We start from the raw sequence: 16,369 nt of genomic DNA, 5'->3' as shown, positions 1-16,369 counted from the left end.
CTCATGGGAGCCCAGCTCCGGGTCTACAAGCGTCGCATCCGATCCGTTACCGCGACCAAGAAGATCACCAAGGCGATGGAGATGATCGCCGCCTCGCGCATCGTCAAGGCGCAGCGCCAGGTGGCGGCCTCCACGCCGTACGCGACCGAGCTCACCCGTGCGGTGACCGCGGTGGCGACCGGCTCCAACACCAAGCACCCGCTCACCACCGAGGCCGAGTCCCCGGTGCGCGCGGCGGTGGTGCTGCTCACGAGCGACCGCGGTCTGGCCGGCGGCTACTCGTCCAACGCCATCAAGGCTGCGGACCGGCTGACGGAGCGGCTGCGCGGTGAGGGCAAGGAGGTCGACCACTACATCGTCGGCCGCAAGGGTGTCGCCTACTACAACTTCCGCGAGCGCAAGATCGTGGACAGCTGGACCGGCTTCACCGACAGCCCGAGCTACGCGAACGCGAAGGCCGTCGCCGCCCCGCTGATCGAGGCCGTCACCAAGGAGACGGCCGAGGGCGGCGTGGACGAGCTGCACATCGTCTACACGGAATTCGTGTCGATGATGACGCAGAACGCGGTGGACAACCGGATGCTGCCGCTCAGCCTCGAGAAGGCGTCGGAGGAGACGGTCGGCAAGGGCGAGATCCTGCCGCTGTTCGACTTCGAGCCGTCGGCGGAGGACGTCCTCGACGCCCTGCTGCCGCGCTACGTCGAGAGCCGCATCTACAACGCGCTGCTGCAGGCCGCTGCTTCCGAGCACGCCGCCCGCCGCCGCGCGATGAAGTCGGCCACCGACAACGCCGGTGAGCTGATCACCAGCCTCACCCGGCTTGCCAACGCGGCCCGCCAGGCCGAAATCACCCAGGAAATCAGCGAGATCGTCGGTGGCTCCGCAGCCCTGGCCGACGCGAACGCGGGGAGTGACAAGTAAGTGACGACGTCTATCGATAACGCAGTGGCTGCCGCCACCGGCCGCATCGCGCGGGTCATCGGCCCGGTCGTCGACGTGGAGTTCCCCGTCGACGCGATGCCGGAGATCTACAACGCGCTGACCGTCCAGGTCGCCGACCCGGCCGAGGAGGGCGCGCTCAAGACGCTGACCCTCGAGGTCGCGCAGCACCTGGGTGACGGCATGGTGCGCACCATCTCCATGCAGCCCACCGACGGCCTGGTCCGCCAGGCAGTGGTCACCGACACCGGCAAGGGCATCACCGTGCCCGTCGGTGACGTCACCAAGGGCAAGGTGTTCAACACCCTGGGCCGCGTCCTCAACGAGGACGAGTCCACGGTCGCGAACGCCGAGCGCTGGCCGATCCACCGCAAGGCCCCGGCCTTCGACCAGCTCGAGTCCAAGACCGAGATGTTCGAGACCGGCCTGAAGGTCGTCGACCTCCTCACCCCGTACGTCAAGGGTGGAAAGATCGGTCTGTTCGGTGGTGCCGGTGTCGGCAAGACCGTTCTGATCCAGGAAATGATCATGCGTGTGGCGAAGCTGCACGAGGGCGTTTCCGTCTTCGCGGGTGTCGGTGAGCGCACCCGTGAGGGCAACGACCTCATGGTCGAGATGGAGGAGGCCGGCGTTCTCGACAAGACCGCGCTGGTCTTCGGCCAGATGGACGAGCCCCCGGGCACCCGTCTGCGCGTCGCCCTGGCCGGTCTGACCATGGCGGAGTACTTCCGCGATGTGCAGAAGCAGGACGTGCTGTTCTTCATCGACAACATCTTCCGCTTCACGCAGGCCGGCTCCGAGGTCTCCACGCTGCTCGGCCGCATGCCGTCCGCGGTGGGCTACCAGCCGAACCTGGCCGACGAGATGGGTCTCCTCCAGGAGCGCATCACCTCGACCCGCGGTCACTCGATCACCTCGATGCAGGCGATCTACGTCCCCGCGGACGACCTGACCGACCCGGCCCCGGCGACCACCTTCGCCCACCTCGACGCGACGACGGTCCTCTCCCGTCCGATCTCCGAGAAGGGCATCTACCCGGCCGTGGACCCGCTGGACTCCTCGTCCCGCATCCTCGACCCGCGGTACATCGCCAAGGACCACTACGAGGCCGCGACCCGCGTCAAGGGGATCCTGCAGAAGTACAAGGACCTCCAGGACATCATCGCGATCCTCGGTATCGACGAGCTCGGCGAGGAGGACAAGCTCGTTGTCCACCGCGCCCGCCGTGTCGAGCGCTTCCTGTCCCAGAACACCCACGCGGCGAAGCAGTTCACCGGCGTGGACGGTTCGGACGTCCCGCTCGACGAGTCGATCGCCGCGTTCAACGCGATCTGCGACGGTGAGTTCGACCACTTCCCCGAGCAGGCCTTCTTCATGTGCGGTGGTCTCGAGGACCTGAAGAAGAACGCCAAGGAGCTGGGCGTCTCCTGATCCGGGACGGCCGGGGCGGGGCGCGTACCCGCCCCCGGCCGAACCGATCGCACGGAGAGGGGCGGGTGCGTCCCGTCCCTCCCCGCACGCCCATTAGAATTCATCCAACACCCGGCGAACCTGCCGGGTGGTGACCCGAGGAGCCAACCTTGGCTGCTGAGCTGCACGTCGAGCTGGTCGCGGCGGACCGCAGTGTCTGGTCCGGCGAGGCCACCCTGGTCGTCGCCCGCACCACGTCCGGCGACATCGGCGTCATGCCCGGTCACCAGCCGCTTCTCGGCGTGCTGGAATCGGGCCCGGTGACCATTCGCACCAGTGACGGCGGTACGGTCGTCGCCGCGGTGCACGGCGGTTTCATCTCGTTCGCGGACAACAAGCTGTCCCTGCTGGCCGAGATCGCCGAGCTCGCGGACGAGATCGACGTCAAGCGTGCGGAGCGGGCGCTGGAGCGCGCCAAGTCGGAGGCGGATGCCGCCGCCGAGCGTCGCGCCGATGTCCGGCTGCGTGCGGTCGCGGGGCACTGAGTCCCGCACCGAACAGGTTTGTGACCTCAGCCGCGGCTCGTTCCGGAATTTCCGGGGACGGGTCGCGGCTGAGGCGATGTACGTCCGTTTTACTTGCGGTAGTCGATGAGCGAGGAGGTCGGTGAAGATGCTCCTCGCTCTGCTTGTGAGCGGCCTGGTCGTAGCCCTGGTGGTGATCGGCCTTTTCGTCTTCGGGCTGCGCCGGCGGCTGATCCAGCGCTCCGGCGGCACCTTCGACTGCAGCCTGCGCTGGGACGTGTCCGACAAGCACGACGTCTCCGGCAAGGGCTGGGTGTACGGGGTCGCCCGCTACAGCGGTGACCGTATCGACTGGTTCCGCGTCTTCTCCTACTCCCCGCGGCCCCGCAGGCTGCTGGAGCGGGGTTCGATCGAGGTCGTCGCGCGCCGCGCCCCGGAGGGCGAGGAGGAGCTGGCCCTGCTGTCCGACGCCGTCGTGCTCGGCTGCACCCACCAGGGGGTGCGCCTGGAGCTGGCGATGAGCGAGGACGCCCTGACCGGTTTCCTGGCCTGGCTGGAGGCGGCGCCGCCCGGCCAACGGGTGAATGTCGCGTAAGAATTCCCTGCCCCGTTGGGTGGGGGTCCCCCCAGACGAAGTCTGGGGGAGGGTGAATGTTGCCTGACATGCCGCCGCCCTCCCCGGGACTGACTGCTCCGGGGAGGGCGGCGGTGTCTTCGGGCCGCGGCCGGGGGCGGGGGGCGGATCCCGTCCCGCGGCCGCGGCGGTCAGCGGTTCACGGTGCGGGGGTCACTGCAGGCCGGAGTGGACGGCGGAGGCGAGCTCGCCGTTCGCGGTGTCGCCGCTGAACTCCCAGTAGAAGGCGCCCTTGAGGCCCTGCTGCTTGGCCCAGGCCATCTTGCCGGCGATGGTGGCGGGGGTGTCGTAGCTCCACCAGTTGCTGCCGCACTTGGCGTAGGCGGTGCCGGCGACCGTGCCGGTGGCCGGGCAGGTGCTCTTGAGGACCTTGTAGTCCTCGATGCCCTGCTCGTACGTGCCCTGCGCCGGGCCGGTGGCGGTGCCGCCGGGGGCGGCCTGGGTGACGCCGGTCCAGCCGCGGCCGTAGAAGCCGATGCCGAGGTTCAGCTTGCTGCCCGGGACGCCCTTGGCCTTGAGCTTGGCGATGGCGTCGGCGGAGTTGAAGCCGGCCTGCGGGATGCCGGCGTACGAGGTGAGCGGGGAGTGCGGGGCGGTCGGGCCCTTCGCCGCCCAGGCGCCGAAGAAGTCGTACGTCATGACGTTGTAGAAGTCGGTGTACTGCGCGGCGCCCGCGTAGTCCGCGGCGTCGATCTTGCCGCCGTCGGAGGCGTCGGCAGTGATCGCGGCCGTGACCAGGTTGTTCGGACCGAACTTGGCCTTCATGGCCTTCATCATGTTGGTGAACGCGGTCGGGCCCGAGGTGTCGCAGGTCAGGCCGCAGGCGTTCGGGTACTCCCAGTCGAGGTCGATACCGTCGAAGACGTCGGCCCAGCGGGGGTCCTCCACCAGGTCGTAGCAGGACTGGGCGAAGGCTGCCGGGTTGGCCGCGGCCTGGCCGAAGCCGCCCGACCAGGTCCAGCCGCCGAACGACCACAGCACCTTGATGTGCGGGTACTGGGCCTTCAGCTTGCGCAGCTGGTTGAAGTTGCCGCGCAGCGGCTGGTCCCAGGTGTCGGCCTTGCCGTCGACGCTCTGGTCGGCGCTGTAGGCCTTGTCGTAGTCGGCGTAGGCGTCGCCTATGGTGCAGCGTCCGCCCTGGACGTTGCCGAAGGCGTAGTTGATGTGCGTGATCTTCGCCGCGGTGCCGGAGGTGACCAGGTTCTTCACGTGGTAGTTGCGCCCGTAGACGCCCCAGTTGGTGAAGTAGCCGAGCTTGACCTTCTCACCCGGGTCCGGCGGGGTGGTGCCGCCCGGGGTGGTGACGGTCAGGGTGCCCGAGGAGGGCCCGGTCTGGCCCGCGGTGTCGCGTGCGGTCACGGAGTACGTGTACGCCGTCCCCTTGGTCAGGCCGGTGTCCGTGTACGAGGTCCCGGTGACCGTCGCGATCTTCGCGGAGCCGCGGTAGACGTCGTAGTCCTTGACGCCCTTGTCGTCGGTCGCCGCGGCCCAGGACAGGGCGGCCGAGGTCTCGGTGACCGTGCCGGCGGTGGGCGTGCCGGGGGCCGAGGGCGGGTTGTCGCCGGGCTCGGAGGGCCCGCCGTCGCAGGGGGCGCCGTTGAGCTTGCAGCCGGCGGGGGCTCCGGAGCCGCTGCCGTTGAAGCCGAAGGTGACGCTGGCGCCGGGCGCGAGGGTGCCGTTCCAGCCGACGTTCTTGGCGGTCCAGTGGTCGGCGGAGTTGGTGACCGCGGCGTCCCAGGCCGAGTTGACCCGGGTGCCCGAGGGGAAGTCCCACTCGACGGTCCATCCGGTGAGGGTGGTGGTGCCGGTGTTCTTCACCGTCCACCTGCCCTCGAAGCCGGAGCCCCAGTCCGAGACCTTCGTGTACGTCGCCGTCGCGGACGCGGCGGCCTGCGCGGGGCCGGCCAGGGCCACGAGCCCGGCGGCCGGCACGGCGAAGGCGGCCACGGCCGCGGCGAGCCTGCGCATCAGACGGGTGGTGCGGGGTGGGGGTGCTGTGCTCAAGGGTGCTCCTCCGTAGGTCCGTCGCGGCCGCGGGGCCGGCTGCGACTCGGGGGTGGGACCTGCGCCGCCCGTGAGCGTCCCTGGCACGGCACGCTCACCACAGTTTCCGCGAGCGTAGAAAGGTCTGGACCAACCGTCAAGAGGTCCAGACCACAACGGAGTTGGAGGCGGGCTAGAGTCCCAGCTCCTGCGCGAGGACGGCCGCCTGCACCCGGCTGCGCAGCTCCAGCTTCCCCAGCAGCCTGCTCACGTGCGTCTTCACCGTCGCCTCGGCCATCGACAGCCGCACCGCGATCTCCGCGTTCGACAGGCCCTCGCCGAGGCAGCCCAGCACCTCCCGCTCCCGGCGGGTCAGGGACTCCACCGCGGCGGCCCGCTCCGGCGCCACGGCGGCCTTCGCCTTCTGCGGCGCCGCGAACTCGGCGATCAGGCGCCTGGTCACCGCCGGGGAGATCAGCCCCTCGCCGCGCGCGACGGTCCGCACGCCGGCGATCAGCTCCGCCGCGTCGGCGTTCTTCAGCAGGAAGCCGGCCGCGCCCGCCCGCAGCGCCCCGAAGACGTACTCGTCGAGGTCGAACGTCGTCAGGACCAGGACGTCGGCCAGGCCCTCCGCCACCACCTGCCGCGTCGCCGACACCCCGTCGAGCCGGGGCATCTGCACGTCCATGAGGACGAGGTCCGGGCGGAGCTCCCGGGCCAGCCGCACCGCCTCCTCGCCGTCCGCGGCCTCGCCGACGACCTCGATGTCGCCCGCGCTGCGCAGGATCAGCACCAGCCCCGCGCGCACCGCGCTCTGGTCCTCCGCCACCACCACCCGGAAGGTCACCCGGTCACCGCCTTCTCCTCCGCGGGCAGGACCGCCCGCACCCGCCAGAGCGGGCCCTCGCGGCCCGCCGTGAACTCCCCGCCCAGCAGCTCCGCCCGCTCCTGCATGCCGACCAGGCCGGCCCCGGAGCCGGGGGCGCGGCGCGGGGGCCGGTCGGCGCAGGGCGACTCGACCGCCACCGTCAGCAGCCCGCCGGCGCGGGCCACGCGGACCCGTACCGTGCCGGGGGCGGCGTGCTTGAGGGCGTTGGTGAGCGACTCCTGGACGATGCGGTACGCCGCCAGCTCCACGGGGGCCGGCAGCGGATCCGGCCCGTTCCCCCGCTCGTCGCACAGCTCGAACTCCAGCCCGCTTCCCCGGCCGTTGACGCGGGCCTGCGCCACGAGGGCGTCGAGCCCGTCCAGGGTGGGCGTCGCGACGGCCTCCTGCTCCGCGCCCGCGTCCCGCAGCAGCCCGATCAGCCGGCGCATCTCGGCCAGCCCCTGCACGCTGTTCTCGCGGATCACCCCGAGGGCCTCGCGGCTCGTCGCGGGGGAGTCGATGGACAGGGCCGCCGTGGAGTGGATGGCGATCGCGGACAGGTGGTTGGCCACCATGTCGTGCAGTTCGCGGGCCATCCGCGCCCGCTCGGCCACCACCGCCTGGGTACGGTCCATCTCGGCCAGCAGCGCCGTCTGCTCCGCGCGCAGCCGGGCGGCGACGGCGGCCTCGCGGTGGTTGCGCAGGGTCGCGCCCGTCAGCGCCGGGCCGAAGCTGACGATGCCGGTGACCACGCCGATCATCAGCGCCTGCGGGGTGCGGAGCCAGGCCACCGCGATGATCGTGACGGCCACGGTGACCAGGCCGGTCGAGACCGGCAGCCGCCGGGCCATCGGGGGCTTTCCGTAGAGGGCGGCCGCGTACACCAGGTCCGTGAAGATCATGATCGTGCCGAAGTTGCCCACGGTGAACTGGTCCGCGATCACGGCGAGGGTGCCGACGCCCATGATGAGGTGCGGGCAGCTGCGGCGCACCAGCTCCAGCGGCCCGATCACCAGCAGCGGGACCAGGGCCGCCCAGGCGGGGAAGAAGTGCCGGTTGTTCGTGGTGTAGATGCCGAGCGACCACAGCAGCACCCCGCCGAGCACGCTGACCGCGGCGAGGAGCACGTCGTCGCGGTGGGGGCGGGGGAGCCGGCGGCTCGGTGCGGGGGCGGTCGGGGTCTCGGTCGCGGTCACGTCCCCATCCAACACGCTGAGCGGCCCGGGGGCCTCGCCGCCGGGGCGTACCGCGCGGGCGGTCCACTACACCGAAGGATGCAGTCCCGGTTCACCTGCGGAGACGACGAACCGGCGCGCCGCGGGGGAGAGGCTGGGACCAGGTGCCGGGCGGCCGTCGGCCGCCGCACCGCCGAACCCCCCAGCGAATGGAGAAACCCGTGCTCGTCGCCCTGATCGTCGCCTGCGAGGTGGGCTTCTGGGTGCTGCTCGCCGCCGGCCTCGCCCTGCGCTACTTCGCGAGGATGCCCCGGCTCGGGGCGGCCGTCCTGCTGTGCGAGCCGCTGCTGGAGCTGGTGCTGCTGGTGGTCTCCACGCTGGACCTCAGGAACGGCGGGGAGCCGTCCTGGAAGCACGGCCTCGCCGCCCTCTACATCGGCTACACGGTCGGATTCGGCCACTACACCGTGAAGTGGCTCGACCGGCATGCCGCCCACCGCTTCGCCGGCGGCCCCAAGCCGCCGGGCCCGAAGTACGGCAGGGAACGGGCCCGCCACGAGGCGAAGCTGTGGCTGCGGACCGTGGCCGCCGGCGCCGTCGCCCTCGCCCTGCTGGAGGCCGCGATCCTCTACGTCGGCGACGCGGGCGACACCTCCGGCCTGCGCGGCTGGCAGTTCGGCGCCCTGCGCGCGGTCGCCATCCACGGCATCGTGGCCGCCACGTACTGGATCTGGCCCCGCAAGGCCCCGGCGGCCGGGACCCCGGAGGCGCCAAAGACCCCGGCCCCCGGCGCCGACCCGGCCCTCCCCGGCCGGCGCGACGCCTGAGGCCCGTTCGGCAGGTCAGTCCCGCTCGCCGCCCGGCACCCACAGCACGTCCCCGACCTCCTTGTTGGCCGTACGCGCCAGGATGAACAGGAGGTCGGAGAGGCGGTTGAGGTAGGTGGCGGTCAGCGGGTTCATCACCTCGCCGTGCACCTCCAGCGCCGCCCACGTGGAGCGCTCCGCTCGGCGGACCACGGTGCAGGCCTGGTGCAGCAGGGCCGCTCCGGGCGTGCCGCCGGGGAGGATGAAGCTGCGCAGCTTCTCCAGCTCCGCGTTGAAGCGGTCGCAGTCGGCCTCCAGCTTGTCGACGTAGAACTGCTCGACCCGCAGCGGCGGGTACTCCGGCTCCGCCACGACCGGGGTGCAGAGGTCCGCGCCGACGTCGAACAGGTCGTTCTGCACCCGCACCAGCACCTTCACGACCTCGTCCGGCAGGCCGCCGAGGGCGATCGCCGTGCCGATGGCCGCGTTCGCCTCGTTCGCGTCGGCGTACGCGGAGATCCGCAGGTCCGTCTTGGCGGTGCGGCTCATGTCGCCGAGGGCCGTCGTGCCCTTGTCGCCCGTGCGGGTGTAGATGCGCGTGAGGTTCACCATGCGGCCAGCGTAGGGGAGTCGCGGGCGCTGCGGCTGCTGGGCCGGACCGGTGTGATGTCCGTCATCTGAGACGTGACGCGTGTTACTTCCCGGTCACACCACCGCCCGCGACCGCTAGTCTCCGGCCGAGAGGCACGAGACCGGGCCGTTTCAAGAACGAGGGGTGTGCAGTGGCTGGGAAGCTCGCCGTCATCGGTGCGGGGCTGATGGGTTCGGGAATCGCTCAGGTCTCCGCTCAGGCGGGATGGGACGTCGTCCTGCGCGACGTCACCGACGCCGCGCTGACCCGGGGCACCGACGGCATCAAGGCCTCGTACGACAAGTTCGTCTCCAAGGGGAAGATGGCGGCCGAGGACGCGGAGGCCGCGCTCGCCCGCATCACCACGACGACCGACCTGGACGCGGTCGCGGACGCCGACATCGTCGTCGAGGCCGTCTTCGAGAAGCTCGAGGTCAAGCACGAGATCTTCCGCGCCCTGGACAAGCTCGTCCGCGAGGACGCGATCCTGGCCTCCAACACCTCCGCCATCCCGATCACCAAGATCGCCGCGGTGACGGAGCGCCCGGAGCGCGTCGTCGGCGCGCACTTCTTCTCGCCGGTGCCGATGATGCAGCTGTGCGAGCTCGTCCGCGGCTACAAGACCAGCGACGAGACCCTCGCCGCGACCCGCGCGTTCGCCGAGTCCGTCGGCAAGACCTGCATCGTCGTCAACCGCGACGTGGCCGGCTTCGTGACGACCCGTCTGATCTCGGCGCTCGTCGTCGAGGCCGCCAAGCTGTACGAGTCGGGCGTGGCGTCCGCCGAGGACATCGACATCGCCTGCAAGCTCGGCTTCGGGCACGCCATGGGCCCGCTCGCCACCGCCGACCTGACCGGCGTCGACATCCTGCTGCACGCCACCGGCAACATCTACACCGAGTCCCAGGACGAGAAGTTCGCGCCGCCGGAGCTCATGCGCCGCATGGTCGACGCGGGCGACTTCGGGCGCAAGACGGGCCAGGGCTTCTACAAGCACTGAAACCGGACACCCGCACGGACGCCCCGGATTGGGGCGCCTGTTCGAGATATCGGCCCTGCGGGTGATTTTGGTATCGGTTCGCTCACGGTCGGCAACTTCACTGCCCGCGCCGCAGTCAGTTGCAGTGAGAGTTGCCGACCGCGGACCAGTCGGACCAGACACAAGCCAGCACTGCCGGGAGCGCATATGCACATCAGGGGCGACCACGCCGAACTCGCTGTCGGGGGCCGCCTCGACGTGCGCAGCGCGGCGGACGCCCGTACGGCCCTGCACACCGCCCTCGACCGCGGGCGCGGCGACCTCGTGCTCGACCTCACCGGACTCGACTCGTGGGACGCCACCGGCCTCGGCGTGATCATGGGCGCCCACCGCAGGGCCGGGCGGACCGGCCGCCGCCTCGTGCTGCGCGGGGTCCCGCCGCAGATGCAGCGCCTCCTGGTCGCCACCCGCCTCCACCGCATCCTCGCCATCGAGGGCGGCCTGGAAGCGGAATCGCTCCCGAGGGTCTGAGACCACAGGGGCAGCCGCCCCGCCGCCGCACCCGCCTGCGGAAACGTAACGGTACGGCGGATAACGCACCCCTGCGGTTCCGTGTTCGACCGGCCACCGTCTAGGGTCGGGCGGACACCGGACCGGCAGCGGCACCGCACGCGCCGGGCCGGACCGCAGAACGGCAACGGCACAGGGCGCGATCGGGGGCACAGGTCATGGACCGCACGCAGGGGCAGGCCGAACCGGGGGAGCGCGCCGCGGCGGGCCCCGGGGCGCACACCGCGCCCGGCCCCGTGGCCCGCGTCGTCACCCTCACCGCGGGCGACTACACCCTCACCGTCAACCCCGTCGACGGCAGCGAGATCGAGCCGCGCCGGCCCGGCACCGGCGGCGGTACCCCCGCCAAGCGCGACGCCGCAGGCCGCAGCGCCCACACCGCCGCCGCGCGGCCCCCCGCCCTGCCCGGCCCCGCAGCTCCCGCCCCCGTACTCGTCGGCCGCGAGGAGGAGCGCGAGCGCCTCGTACGCCTCCTCGGCCGCGGCCGCTCCGTACGGCTGACCGGACCGGCCGGATCCGGCCGCACCCGTCTGCTCGACGCGGTCGCCGCGGACTGCGCCCCGCTCGCGCCCGACGGCGTCGTCCGCCTCTCCGGATTCGGCCACCAGCAGCCCGGCGAACTCCTGTACGCGCTCCACGACGCCGTCTACCAGGCCCCCTGCGAGCGCCCCGGGCGCGCCGAACTCCTCGCCCGCGTCCGCGACATCGGCGCCATCGTCCTCCTCGACGACCTGGAGATGGGCGGCGCCGCCCTCGACGAGCTGCTCGCCGCCACCCCCGAGTGCGCCTACCTGCTGGCCGCCACCCCCGACACCCGCGCCCCCTCCGACGACTCCCACCTGGAGGAGGTCTTCCTCACCGGCCTCGGCCGGGCCGACTGCCTGCGCCTCCTCGAAGCGCGGACCGGCCGCCCCCTCACCGACGCCGAAACCGCCTGGGCCGAGGACCTGCGCTTCGCCTCCGAAGGGCTGCCGCTGCGCTTCGTGCAGGCCGCCGCCCTGCTGCGGCGCCGCGACGAGCTCAACCGGGCCGCCGCCGCCGACGACGACGAGGAGCCCGGCGTCTTCGAGGAGCGGCCCCGGTCCGCCGGACCCGTCCCGCTGCCGGCGCTCGCCGAGGCCGCGGCCCCCGCCGAGCTGCTCGCCTCGCGGGCCAGCGAGTCGGCGCGCGCCGCACTGCGGATCGCCTGCGCGCTCGGCGGGGAGCTGCCGCACCACGCCCACCTGCCCGCCCTGGTCGGGGACACCCACGCCGACTCGGCGGTCGCCGAACTCCTGGCCGCCGGCCTGATCACGCCGGTCGGCCCGCGCCACCGGCTCGCCGCAGGGGTGGCCCGGCAGCTTGAGGAGGCCGGCTTCGGCGAGACCGCCGCGGAGGAGGCCCGTACCGCCGCCCGGCACTACGCCTGGTGGACCGGGCACTCCTCGGTGACCCCGGAGCGGGTCGCCGCCGAGGCGGACGCGGTCCTCGCGGCGCTCGCCGGCGCCGACGTCGTCGCCGGGGTGCTGCTCGCCCGCAGCGCGGCCCCGGCGTTCGCCGCGTCCCGGCACTGGGAGGCGTGGGAACGCGTGCTGCGCGCCGGCGCGGAGGCCGCGCGGAAGGCCGGAGAGGTCGCCGAACAGGCGTACTTCCACCACGAACTCGGCGTACTCGCCCTGTGCGAGGGCCGCGTGGACCGCGCGCGGGCCGAACTGGAGGCGTCGATCGGCCTCAAGGGCGCCCTCGCGGACAAGCGGGGCACCGTGGCCGGGCGCAGGGCCCTGGCCCTCGTCACGGACCGGGAGGCCGCCGTCCAGGCCTCGCCGCCGCTGCGGCTGGAGGCGCCGGCGGCGTCCGCCGCCGGGACGGCGGCCGTGCTGCCCGCCGGCTCCGGGGGAGCCGCGGGATCCCGCATACCCGGCGGCTCCGCGCGCCCGGGCGCGGCCTCAGCCGCAGCCTCCCCGTCCGCCGCGGCCCCCGCCGCCTCCGGGTCCGCCGCCCCCGCGGCGAAGCCCCGGCCGGCCGCCGCGCCTGTCGCCTCGGAGGCCCCGACCGCCGCGCTCCCGGCGTCGGAGGCGGTCACGGCCGCGCTGCCCGCCACGGGGGCCGCCACCACGGCGGTGCCGGTCATCCGGCCTGCCGTCGCGCCCGCCTCGCTCTCGAAGGTGTTCGAGGACGCCTTCCCCCTCGACCCCAAGCCCGCGCCCGGCCCCGTACCCGCGTCCGCGCCCGTCCCGCCGCCCGGGTACCCCGCGGGGCCCCCCGCTCCCGCGCGCGGTCCGGCCGCCCTGCTGCGGCAGCGGCGCAAGGCCGTCCTGACGGCCGCGGCCGGCGCGCTGACGGTGGCGGTGCTCGGCACGGTCGTCGGGCTCGCGATGAGCCCGTCCGGGACGCAGGCCCCGGCCGGCGGCTCCACGACCTCCTCGACCCCGCCGACGGGCACGCCGTCGAGCGGCGCAGGCCCGACGGGGACGGACGGCGGCGGCAGCGACTCCGCACCGCAGCCGGCCACGGCGCCGTCCCCCCGGCAGTCCGGCGCCTCCGCCGAGCCCGGCCAGAGCGCAGAGGCGAGCCCCACCAAGGGCACCCCCTCGCGCCGGCCGTCGCCCGGCACCGGGCCGTCCACGCAGAGCCCGCCGGTGACCGGCCCCACGGCCTCGTCGCCCTCGCCCAGCCAGAGCCCCGTCGCGAGCCCGACGCCGTCGCCGCCGCCCACGCCGACGGCCACCACGCCCCCGGCCACGGCCACCGGCACGACCAGCGCGGCGGGTCCGACCTCCCCGCAGGAGCCGTCCCCCCAGTCGTAGCGGCACGGTCGCAGCGGAACCCCCGCGCCGTACACGCACAGCGGCCGCGCCCCCACAGGGGGGCGCGGCCGACGTGACGGATGCGGGGCACCGATCCGGCCGCAGCGGATGCAGGCGGCGGCCGGTGCGGGAGACCGTCAGAACAGGCGCAGCTTGTCGTCCTCGATGCCGCGCAGCGCGTCGTAGTCGAGCACCACGCAGTCCATGCCGCGGTCCGAGGCCAGGACGCGCGCCTGCGGCTTGATCTCCTGGGCCGCGAACACGCCGCGCACCGGCGCCAGGTGCGGGTCCCGGTTGAGGAGCTCCAGGTAGCGGGTCAGCTGCTCGACGCCGTCGATCTCGCCGCGCCGCTTGATCTCGACCGCCACCGTCGCGCCCGAGGCGTCCCGGCACAGGATGTCCACCGGCCCGATCGCCGTCATGTACTCGCGCCGGATCAGCGTGTAGCCCTCGCCCAGGGTGTCGATGCGGTCCGCGAGGAGCTCCTGCAGGTGCGCCTCGACGCCGTCCTTGATGAGGCCCGGGTCGACGCCCAGCTCGTGGGAGGAGTCGTGGAGGACCTCCTCCATCGTGATGATGAGCTTCTCGCCCGCCTTGTTGACGACGGTCCACACGCCTGCCTGGTCGCCTGCGCCCTCCTTGAGAGTGCACGGAGGCGACATCCAGTTCAGCGGTTTGTACGCCCGGTCGTCCGCGTGGATCGAGACACTGCCGTCGGCCTTCACGAGGATCAGACGGGGTGCCGAGGGCAGGTGGGCGGTGAGGCGGCCCGCGTAGTCGACGGAGCAGCGGGCAATCACGAGACGCATGGTGCGCAACGCTACTCGACCCGCGGCCCCCCACGCGATTCGCCCCCGAAAGCCCCGTTCGCCGATGGCGCGTTGTATGCGCATTCTCCTGGTGCGGCCACCGGTGGGCGCCTACCGTGGTGGCGGGAGGTCGTCGAGCGTGCACAGTGCGTCGCCGCGCCGGCCGCCTCCCTCCCTGCCCGTAGGACCCCGGCTGCCCAGAGGACCGGGGTCGCGAGAGGAGAACCCATGTCGCTCGACGTCTCACCGGCCCTACTCGAACAGGCCGAGCGAGGCGAGGTCGACGAAGCCGCCTTCGTCGACTGCGTCCGGACCTCCCTGCCCTTCGCATGGGAGATGATCAGCTCGCTCGTGGCGCGGCTTGAGGTGGACGGCGGGGACTTCGCCGACAACCAGACGCCGCCGCCCGACGAGCAGGCGCGCGGGCAGCTGCTGCGCGCCCTCGCGAGCGACGCCATACGGGGTGCGCTCCAGCGGCACTTCGGGGTGCGCCTGGCCTTCCAGAACTGCCACCGCGTCGCCGTCTTCCCGCTGGACGCCTCCGCGGACGACCGCCTGGCCCGCTTCACCTCGATCCGCGGCCAGCTGCTCAACCAGTCGCCGGAGCTGCGCGACTGCTAGCGGCGGAGCGGCGGAGCGGCCGCCCCGGCCCGGGCCTCAGCGGAGGCGGGGCAGGACCTCGGCGGCGAGCCGGCGCACGTTCTCCTCGGTGGCCGCGAGGTCGCCGGACCCCTCCGCCAGCAGGGCGAACCGTGTGATGCCCGTCCGCTCGGACGTCGCCGCGAGGCGGTCCGCCGCCAGCCGCGGCGTCCCCACCGGGTGCAGGTCGCACAGCAGCCCGGTGTAGGCGGCGGGGTCGCGCATCGCCCGCTTCCGGCCGTCCACGGTGACGTGCGCGCCGAGGCCCTGCCTCAGCCACCCCGGCATCGCCTTCGCGAGCGTCTCGCGGGCGTCGCGCGTCCGGTCCGCGAGCTGGCACACGCCCGCCGACACGTGCGGGGCGTGCGGGTCGCGGCCCGCCTCGGCCGCCGTACGCCGGTACAGGGCCACCATCGCCGCCTTCTCCTCGTCCCCGCAGTGCATGCCGAGCAGCATCGGCAGCCCGCGCTCGGCGGCCAGCCGCACCGAGGCGGGCGAGGTGCAGGCGACGATCACTTCCGGTCCCTGTCCGTCACCGTCGAGCGCCTCCGCGGGCCGCGGGACGACGGCCACCTCGCGGAAGACGTGCCGCCCGCCGACGGACGCCACCCGCGGCTCGCAGAGCCAGCGCCGCAGCAGGTCCAGCCCCTCCGGGAAGCCGTTCTCGTACGCGTCCAGGCCGCCGCCGAAGACCTCCAGGTCGACCCACGGCCCGCCGCGGCCGACCCCCAGGGCGAAACGGCCGCCGGAGGCGATGTGCAGCAGCGCCGCCTGCTCGGCGAGGGCCACCGGGTGCGTGTTCGGCAGCACGCTGACCGCCGTGCCCACCGTCAGCCGCTTCGTCCGCCCGAGCAGCAGCCCCGCCAGGGTCACCGCCGAGGGGCACACGCCGTAGGGGACGAAGTGGTGCTCGGCGAGCCAGACCGAGTCGAGCCCGGCCTCGTCGGCCACCTCCGCCGTCCGCACCGCCCGGTGCAGTGCCTCGCCGTGCCCCTGGCCCGGGAACTGGGCCGCCAGTACGAACGCTCCTACGCGCATCGCCTTCTCCTCCTTGCAGGCTGACGCGGCCTCCCCAGGTCGACCGGTACTTCCTATGGCAACAACGCCTGACACGTGCCAAGGGCACGGTCCGGCAGGAAAGTTATTGGGATTGTCTGGCCGGTGCCGTCCGGTCCGCTCACCCCTTCCGGACACCCTGCGGGCCGGGGCCGCCGCTGCGCGTAGTCTGGGAGAAAGTCACTGCCGTCCGCCCATTCGTGAGGTATACGTGTCACCGCGCCACAACCGCCCCAGGGGCGGCGGGAAGCCAGCCGACCGTGCGGACGGCGGCGCCGGATCCGCGGCAGCGGGCGGCGACCGGTTCGGCCTGGAGCGCACCGAGGAGTACCTGGGCGAGGAGTGGAAGGTCCGGCACGTCGCGGGCGCGAGCGCCGCCGGCAAGCGCTACCGCTGCCCGGGCTGCGACCAGGAGATCCCCTCCGGCACCCCCCACCTGGTGGCCTGGCCCGAGTACGGCGGCGTGGACGACCGCAGGCACTGGCACAAGGCCTGCTGGAACGCGAAGGACCGCCGCACCACGCGGGTGCAGCGGTCCAGGAGCGCCCCCCGGTACTGAG

Annotated in this window: 16 protein-coding genes; 10 read left to right on the top strand and 6 right to left on the bottom strand. The window is 73.2% G+C overall.

Annotation, left to right across the window (positions count from 1 at the left end):
- The first annotated feature begins 3 nt into the window (after window positions 1-3).
- From MUK52_RS09615 to MUK52_RS09600, 4 genes are all read left to right on the top strand, one after another.
- On the top strand, window positions 4-921 hold the full coding sequence (locus MUK52_RS09615; RefSeq protein WP_114054199.1) for a F0F1 ATP synthase subunit gamma: 918 nt from the start codon (window positions 4-6) through the stop codon (window positions 919-921).
- Between the two features lie 12 nt (window positions 922-933).
- Window positions 934-2,370: a F0F1 ATP synthase subunit beta gene (gene atpD, locus MUK52_RS09610; RefSeq protein ID WP_428985481.1), complete on the top strand. Its 1,437-nt coding sequence runs from the start codon at window positions 934-936 to the stop codon at window positions 2,368-2,370.
- Between the two features lie 149 nt (window positions 2,371-2,519).
- Window positions 2,520-2,894, top strand: a complete 375-nt coding sequence (locus MUK52_RS09605; protein WP_114054201.1) for a F0F1 ATP synthase subunit epsilon — start codon at window positions 2,520-2,522, stop codon at window positions 2,892-2,894.
- 127 nt (window positions 2,895-3,021) lie between these two features.
- On the top strand, window positions 3,022-3,468 hold the full coding sequence (locus tag MUK52_RS09600; RefSeq protein WP_114058473.1) for a DUF2550 domain-containing protein: 447 nt from the start codon (window positions 3,022-3,024) through the stop codon (window positions 3,466-3,468).
- Window positions 3,469-3,660: 192 nt separating this feature from the next.
- On the opposite strand, the gene MUK52_RS09595 is transcribed toward MUK52_RS09600, so the two are convergent.
- From MUK52_RS09595 to MUK52_RS09585, 3 genes are all read right to left on the bottom strand, one after another.
- Window positions 3,661-5,475, bottom strand: a complete 1,815-nt coding sequence (locus MUK52_RS09595; RefSeq protein ID WP_174250499.1) for a glycoside hydrolase family 18 chitinase — start codon at window positions 5,473-5,475, stop codon at window positions 3,661-3,663.
- A gap of 208 nt (window positions 5,476-5,683) precedes the next feature.
- Window positions 5,684-6,337 carry a response regulator gene (locus MUK52_RS09590; protein WP_114054203.1) on the bottom strand — a complete coding sequence of 218 codons (654 nt, stop codon included), beginning with the start codon at window positions 6,335-6,337 and terminating at the stop codon, window positions 5,684-5,686.
- Window positions 6,334-7,554 (bottom strand): sensor histidine kinase, encoded by a 1,221-nt coding sequence (locus tag MUK52_RS09585; protein WP_284575573.1) that lies wholly within the window; start codon window positions 7,552-7,554, stop codon window positions 6,334-6,336. The genes MUK52_RS09590 and MUK52_RS09585 overlap by 4 nt, the downstream gene beginning before the upstream one ends.
- Before the next feature lie 200 nt (window positions 7,555-7,754).
- On the opposite strand from MUK52_RS09585, the gene MUK52_RS09580 reads away from it, so the two are divergent.
- Window positions 7,755-8,360, top strand: a complete 606-nt coding sequence (locus tag MUK52_RS09580; RefSeq protein WP_284581684.1) for a hypothetical protein — start codon at window positions 7,755-7,757, stop codon at window positions 8,358-8,360.
- Between the two features lie 15 nt (window positions 8,361-8,375).
- Here MUK52_RS09580 and MUK52_RS09575 read toward each other — a convergent pair whose 3' ends face one another.
- Window positions 8,376-8,951 (bottom strand): cob(I)yrinic acid a,c-diamide adenosyltransferase, encoded by a 576-nt coding sequence (locus MUK52_RS09575; protein WP_114054206.1) that lies wholly within the window; start codon window positions 8,949-8,951, stop codon window positions 8,376-8,378.
- Between the two features lie 170 nt (window positions 8,952-9,121).
- Between MUK52_RS09575 and MUK52_RS09570 the strand changes: the two genes are divergently transcribed.
- From MUK52_RS09570 to MUK52_RS09560, 3 genes are all read left to right on the top strand, one after another.
- The gene (locus MUK52_RS09570; protein WP_114054207.1) at window positions 9,122-9,970 is read left to right on the top strand and encodes a 3-hydroxyacyl-CoA dehydrogenase family protein; all 849 of its coding nucleotides are present in this window, start codon (window positions 9,122-9,124) and stop codon (window positions 9,968-9,970) included.
- A 186-nt stretch (window positions 9,971-10,156) separates the two neighbouring features.
- Complete coding sequence (locus tag MUK52_RS09565) at window positions 10,157-10,480, top strand: STAS domain-containing protein (protein WP_114054208.1); 324 nt, start codon at window positions 10,157-10,159, stop codon at window positions 10,478-10,480.
- A gap of 197 nt (window positions 10,481-10,677) precedes the next feature.
- Window positions 10,678-13,305, top strand: coding sequence for an ATP-binding protein (locus MUK52_RS09560; RefSeq protein WP_284575571.1), 2,628 nt, complete (start codon window positions 10,678-10,680; stop codon window positions 13,303-13,305).
- Between the two features lie 137 nt (window positions 13,306-13,442).
- On the opposite strand, the gene nucS is transcribed toward MUK52_RS09560, so the two are convergent.
- On the bottom strand, window positions 13,443-14,114 hold the full coding sequence (gene nucS / locus MUK52_RS09555; RefSeq protein WP_114054209.1) for an endonuclease NucS: 672 nt from the start codon (window positions 14,112-14,114) through the stop codon (window positions 13,443-13,445).
- Window positions 14,115-14,342: 228 nt separating this feature from the next.
- On the opposite strand from nucS, the gene MUK52_RS09550 reads away from it, so the two are divergent.
- The gene (locus tag MUK52_RS09550) at window positions 14,343-14,735 is read left to right on the top strand and encodes an SCO5389 family protein (RefSeq protein ID WP_114054210.1); all 393 of its coding nucleotides are present in this window, start codon (window positions 14,343-14,345) and stop codon (window positions 14,733-14,735) included.
- A gap of 36 nt (window positions 14,736-14,771) precedes the next feature.
- On the opposite strand, the gene MUK52_RS09545 is transcribed toward MUK52_RS09550, so the two are convergent.
- The gene (locus tag MUK52_RS09545; RefSeq protein ID WP_114054211.1) at window positions 14,772-15,791 is read right to left on the bottom strand and encodes an LLM class flavin-dependent oxidoreductase; all 1,020 of its coding nucleotides are present in this window, start codon (window positions 15,789-15,791) and stop codon (window positions 14,772-14,774) included.
- Window positions 15,792-16,020: 229 nt separating this feature from the next.
- On the opposite strand from MUK52_RS09545, the gene MUK52_RS09540 reads away from it, so the two are divergent.
- A complete protein-coding gene (locus tag MUK52_RS09540; RefSeq protein ID WP_114054212.1) occupies window positions 16,021-16,368 on the top strand; it encodes an Rv1322 family protein in 348 nt (115 codons plus the stop codon).
- The last annotated feature ends 1 nt before the right edge of the window (window position 16,369 follow it).

Origin of the sequence: Streptomyces sp. 2P-4 (assembly GCF_030167965.1) — a bacterium.
In the GTDB taxonomy this organism is placed as follows: domain Bacteria; phylum Actinomycetota; class Actinomycetes; order Streptomycetales; family Streptomycetaceae; genus Streptomyces; species Streptomyces globosus_A.
Note: the sequence above shows the minus strand (reverse complement) of the source record. Positions and strands in the feature narration are given on the sequence as shown.

What these genes read in the sequence shown, in the direction of transcription:
- MUK52_RS09615 (WP_114054199.1), top strand. Translation starts at nt 4, where the DNA reads ATGGGAGCCCAGCTCCGGGTCTACAAGCGTCGCATCCGATCCGTTACC.
- MUK52_RS09600 (WP_114058473.1), top strand. Translation starts at nt 3,022, where the DNA reads ATGCTCCTCGCTCTGCTTGTGAGCGGCCTGGTCGTAGCCCTGGTGGTG.
- MUK52_RS09595 (WP_174250499.1), bottom strand. Translation starts at nt 5,475, where the DNA reads ATGCGCAGGCTCGCCGCGGCCGTGGCCGCCTTCGCCGTGCCGGCCGCC.
- MUK52_RS09575 (WP_114054206.1), bottom strand. Translation starts at nt 8,951, where the DNA reads ATGGTGAACCTCACGCGCATCTACACCCGCACGGGCGACAAGGGCACG.
- MUK52_RS09565 (WP_114054208.1), top strand. Translation starts at nt 10,157, where the DNA reads ATGCACATCAGGGGCGACCACGCCGAACTCGCTGTCGGGGGCCGCCTC.
- MUK52_RS09560 (WP_284575571.1), top strand. Translation starts at nt 10,678, where the DNA reads ATGGACCGCACGCAGGGGCAGGCCGAACCGGGGGAGCGCGCCGCGGCG.
- nucS (WP_114054209.1), bottom strand. Translation starts at nt 14,114, where the DNA reads ATGCGTCTCGTGATTGCCCGCTGCTCCGTCGACTACGCGGGCCGCCTC.
- MUK52_RS09550 (WP_114054210.1), top strand. Translation starts at nt 14,343, where the DNA reads ATGTCGCTCGACGTCTCACCGGCCCTACTCGAACAGGCCGAGCGAGGC.
- MUK52_RS09545 (WP_114054211.1), bottom strand. Translation starts at nt 15,791, where the DNA reads ATGCGCGTAGGAGCGTTCGTACTGGCGGCCCAGTTCCCGGGCCAGGGG.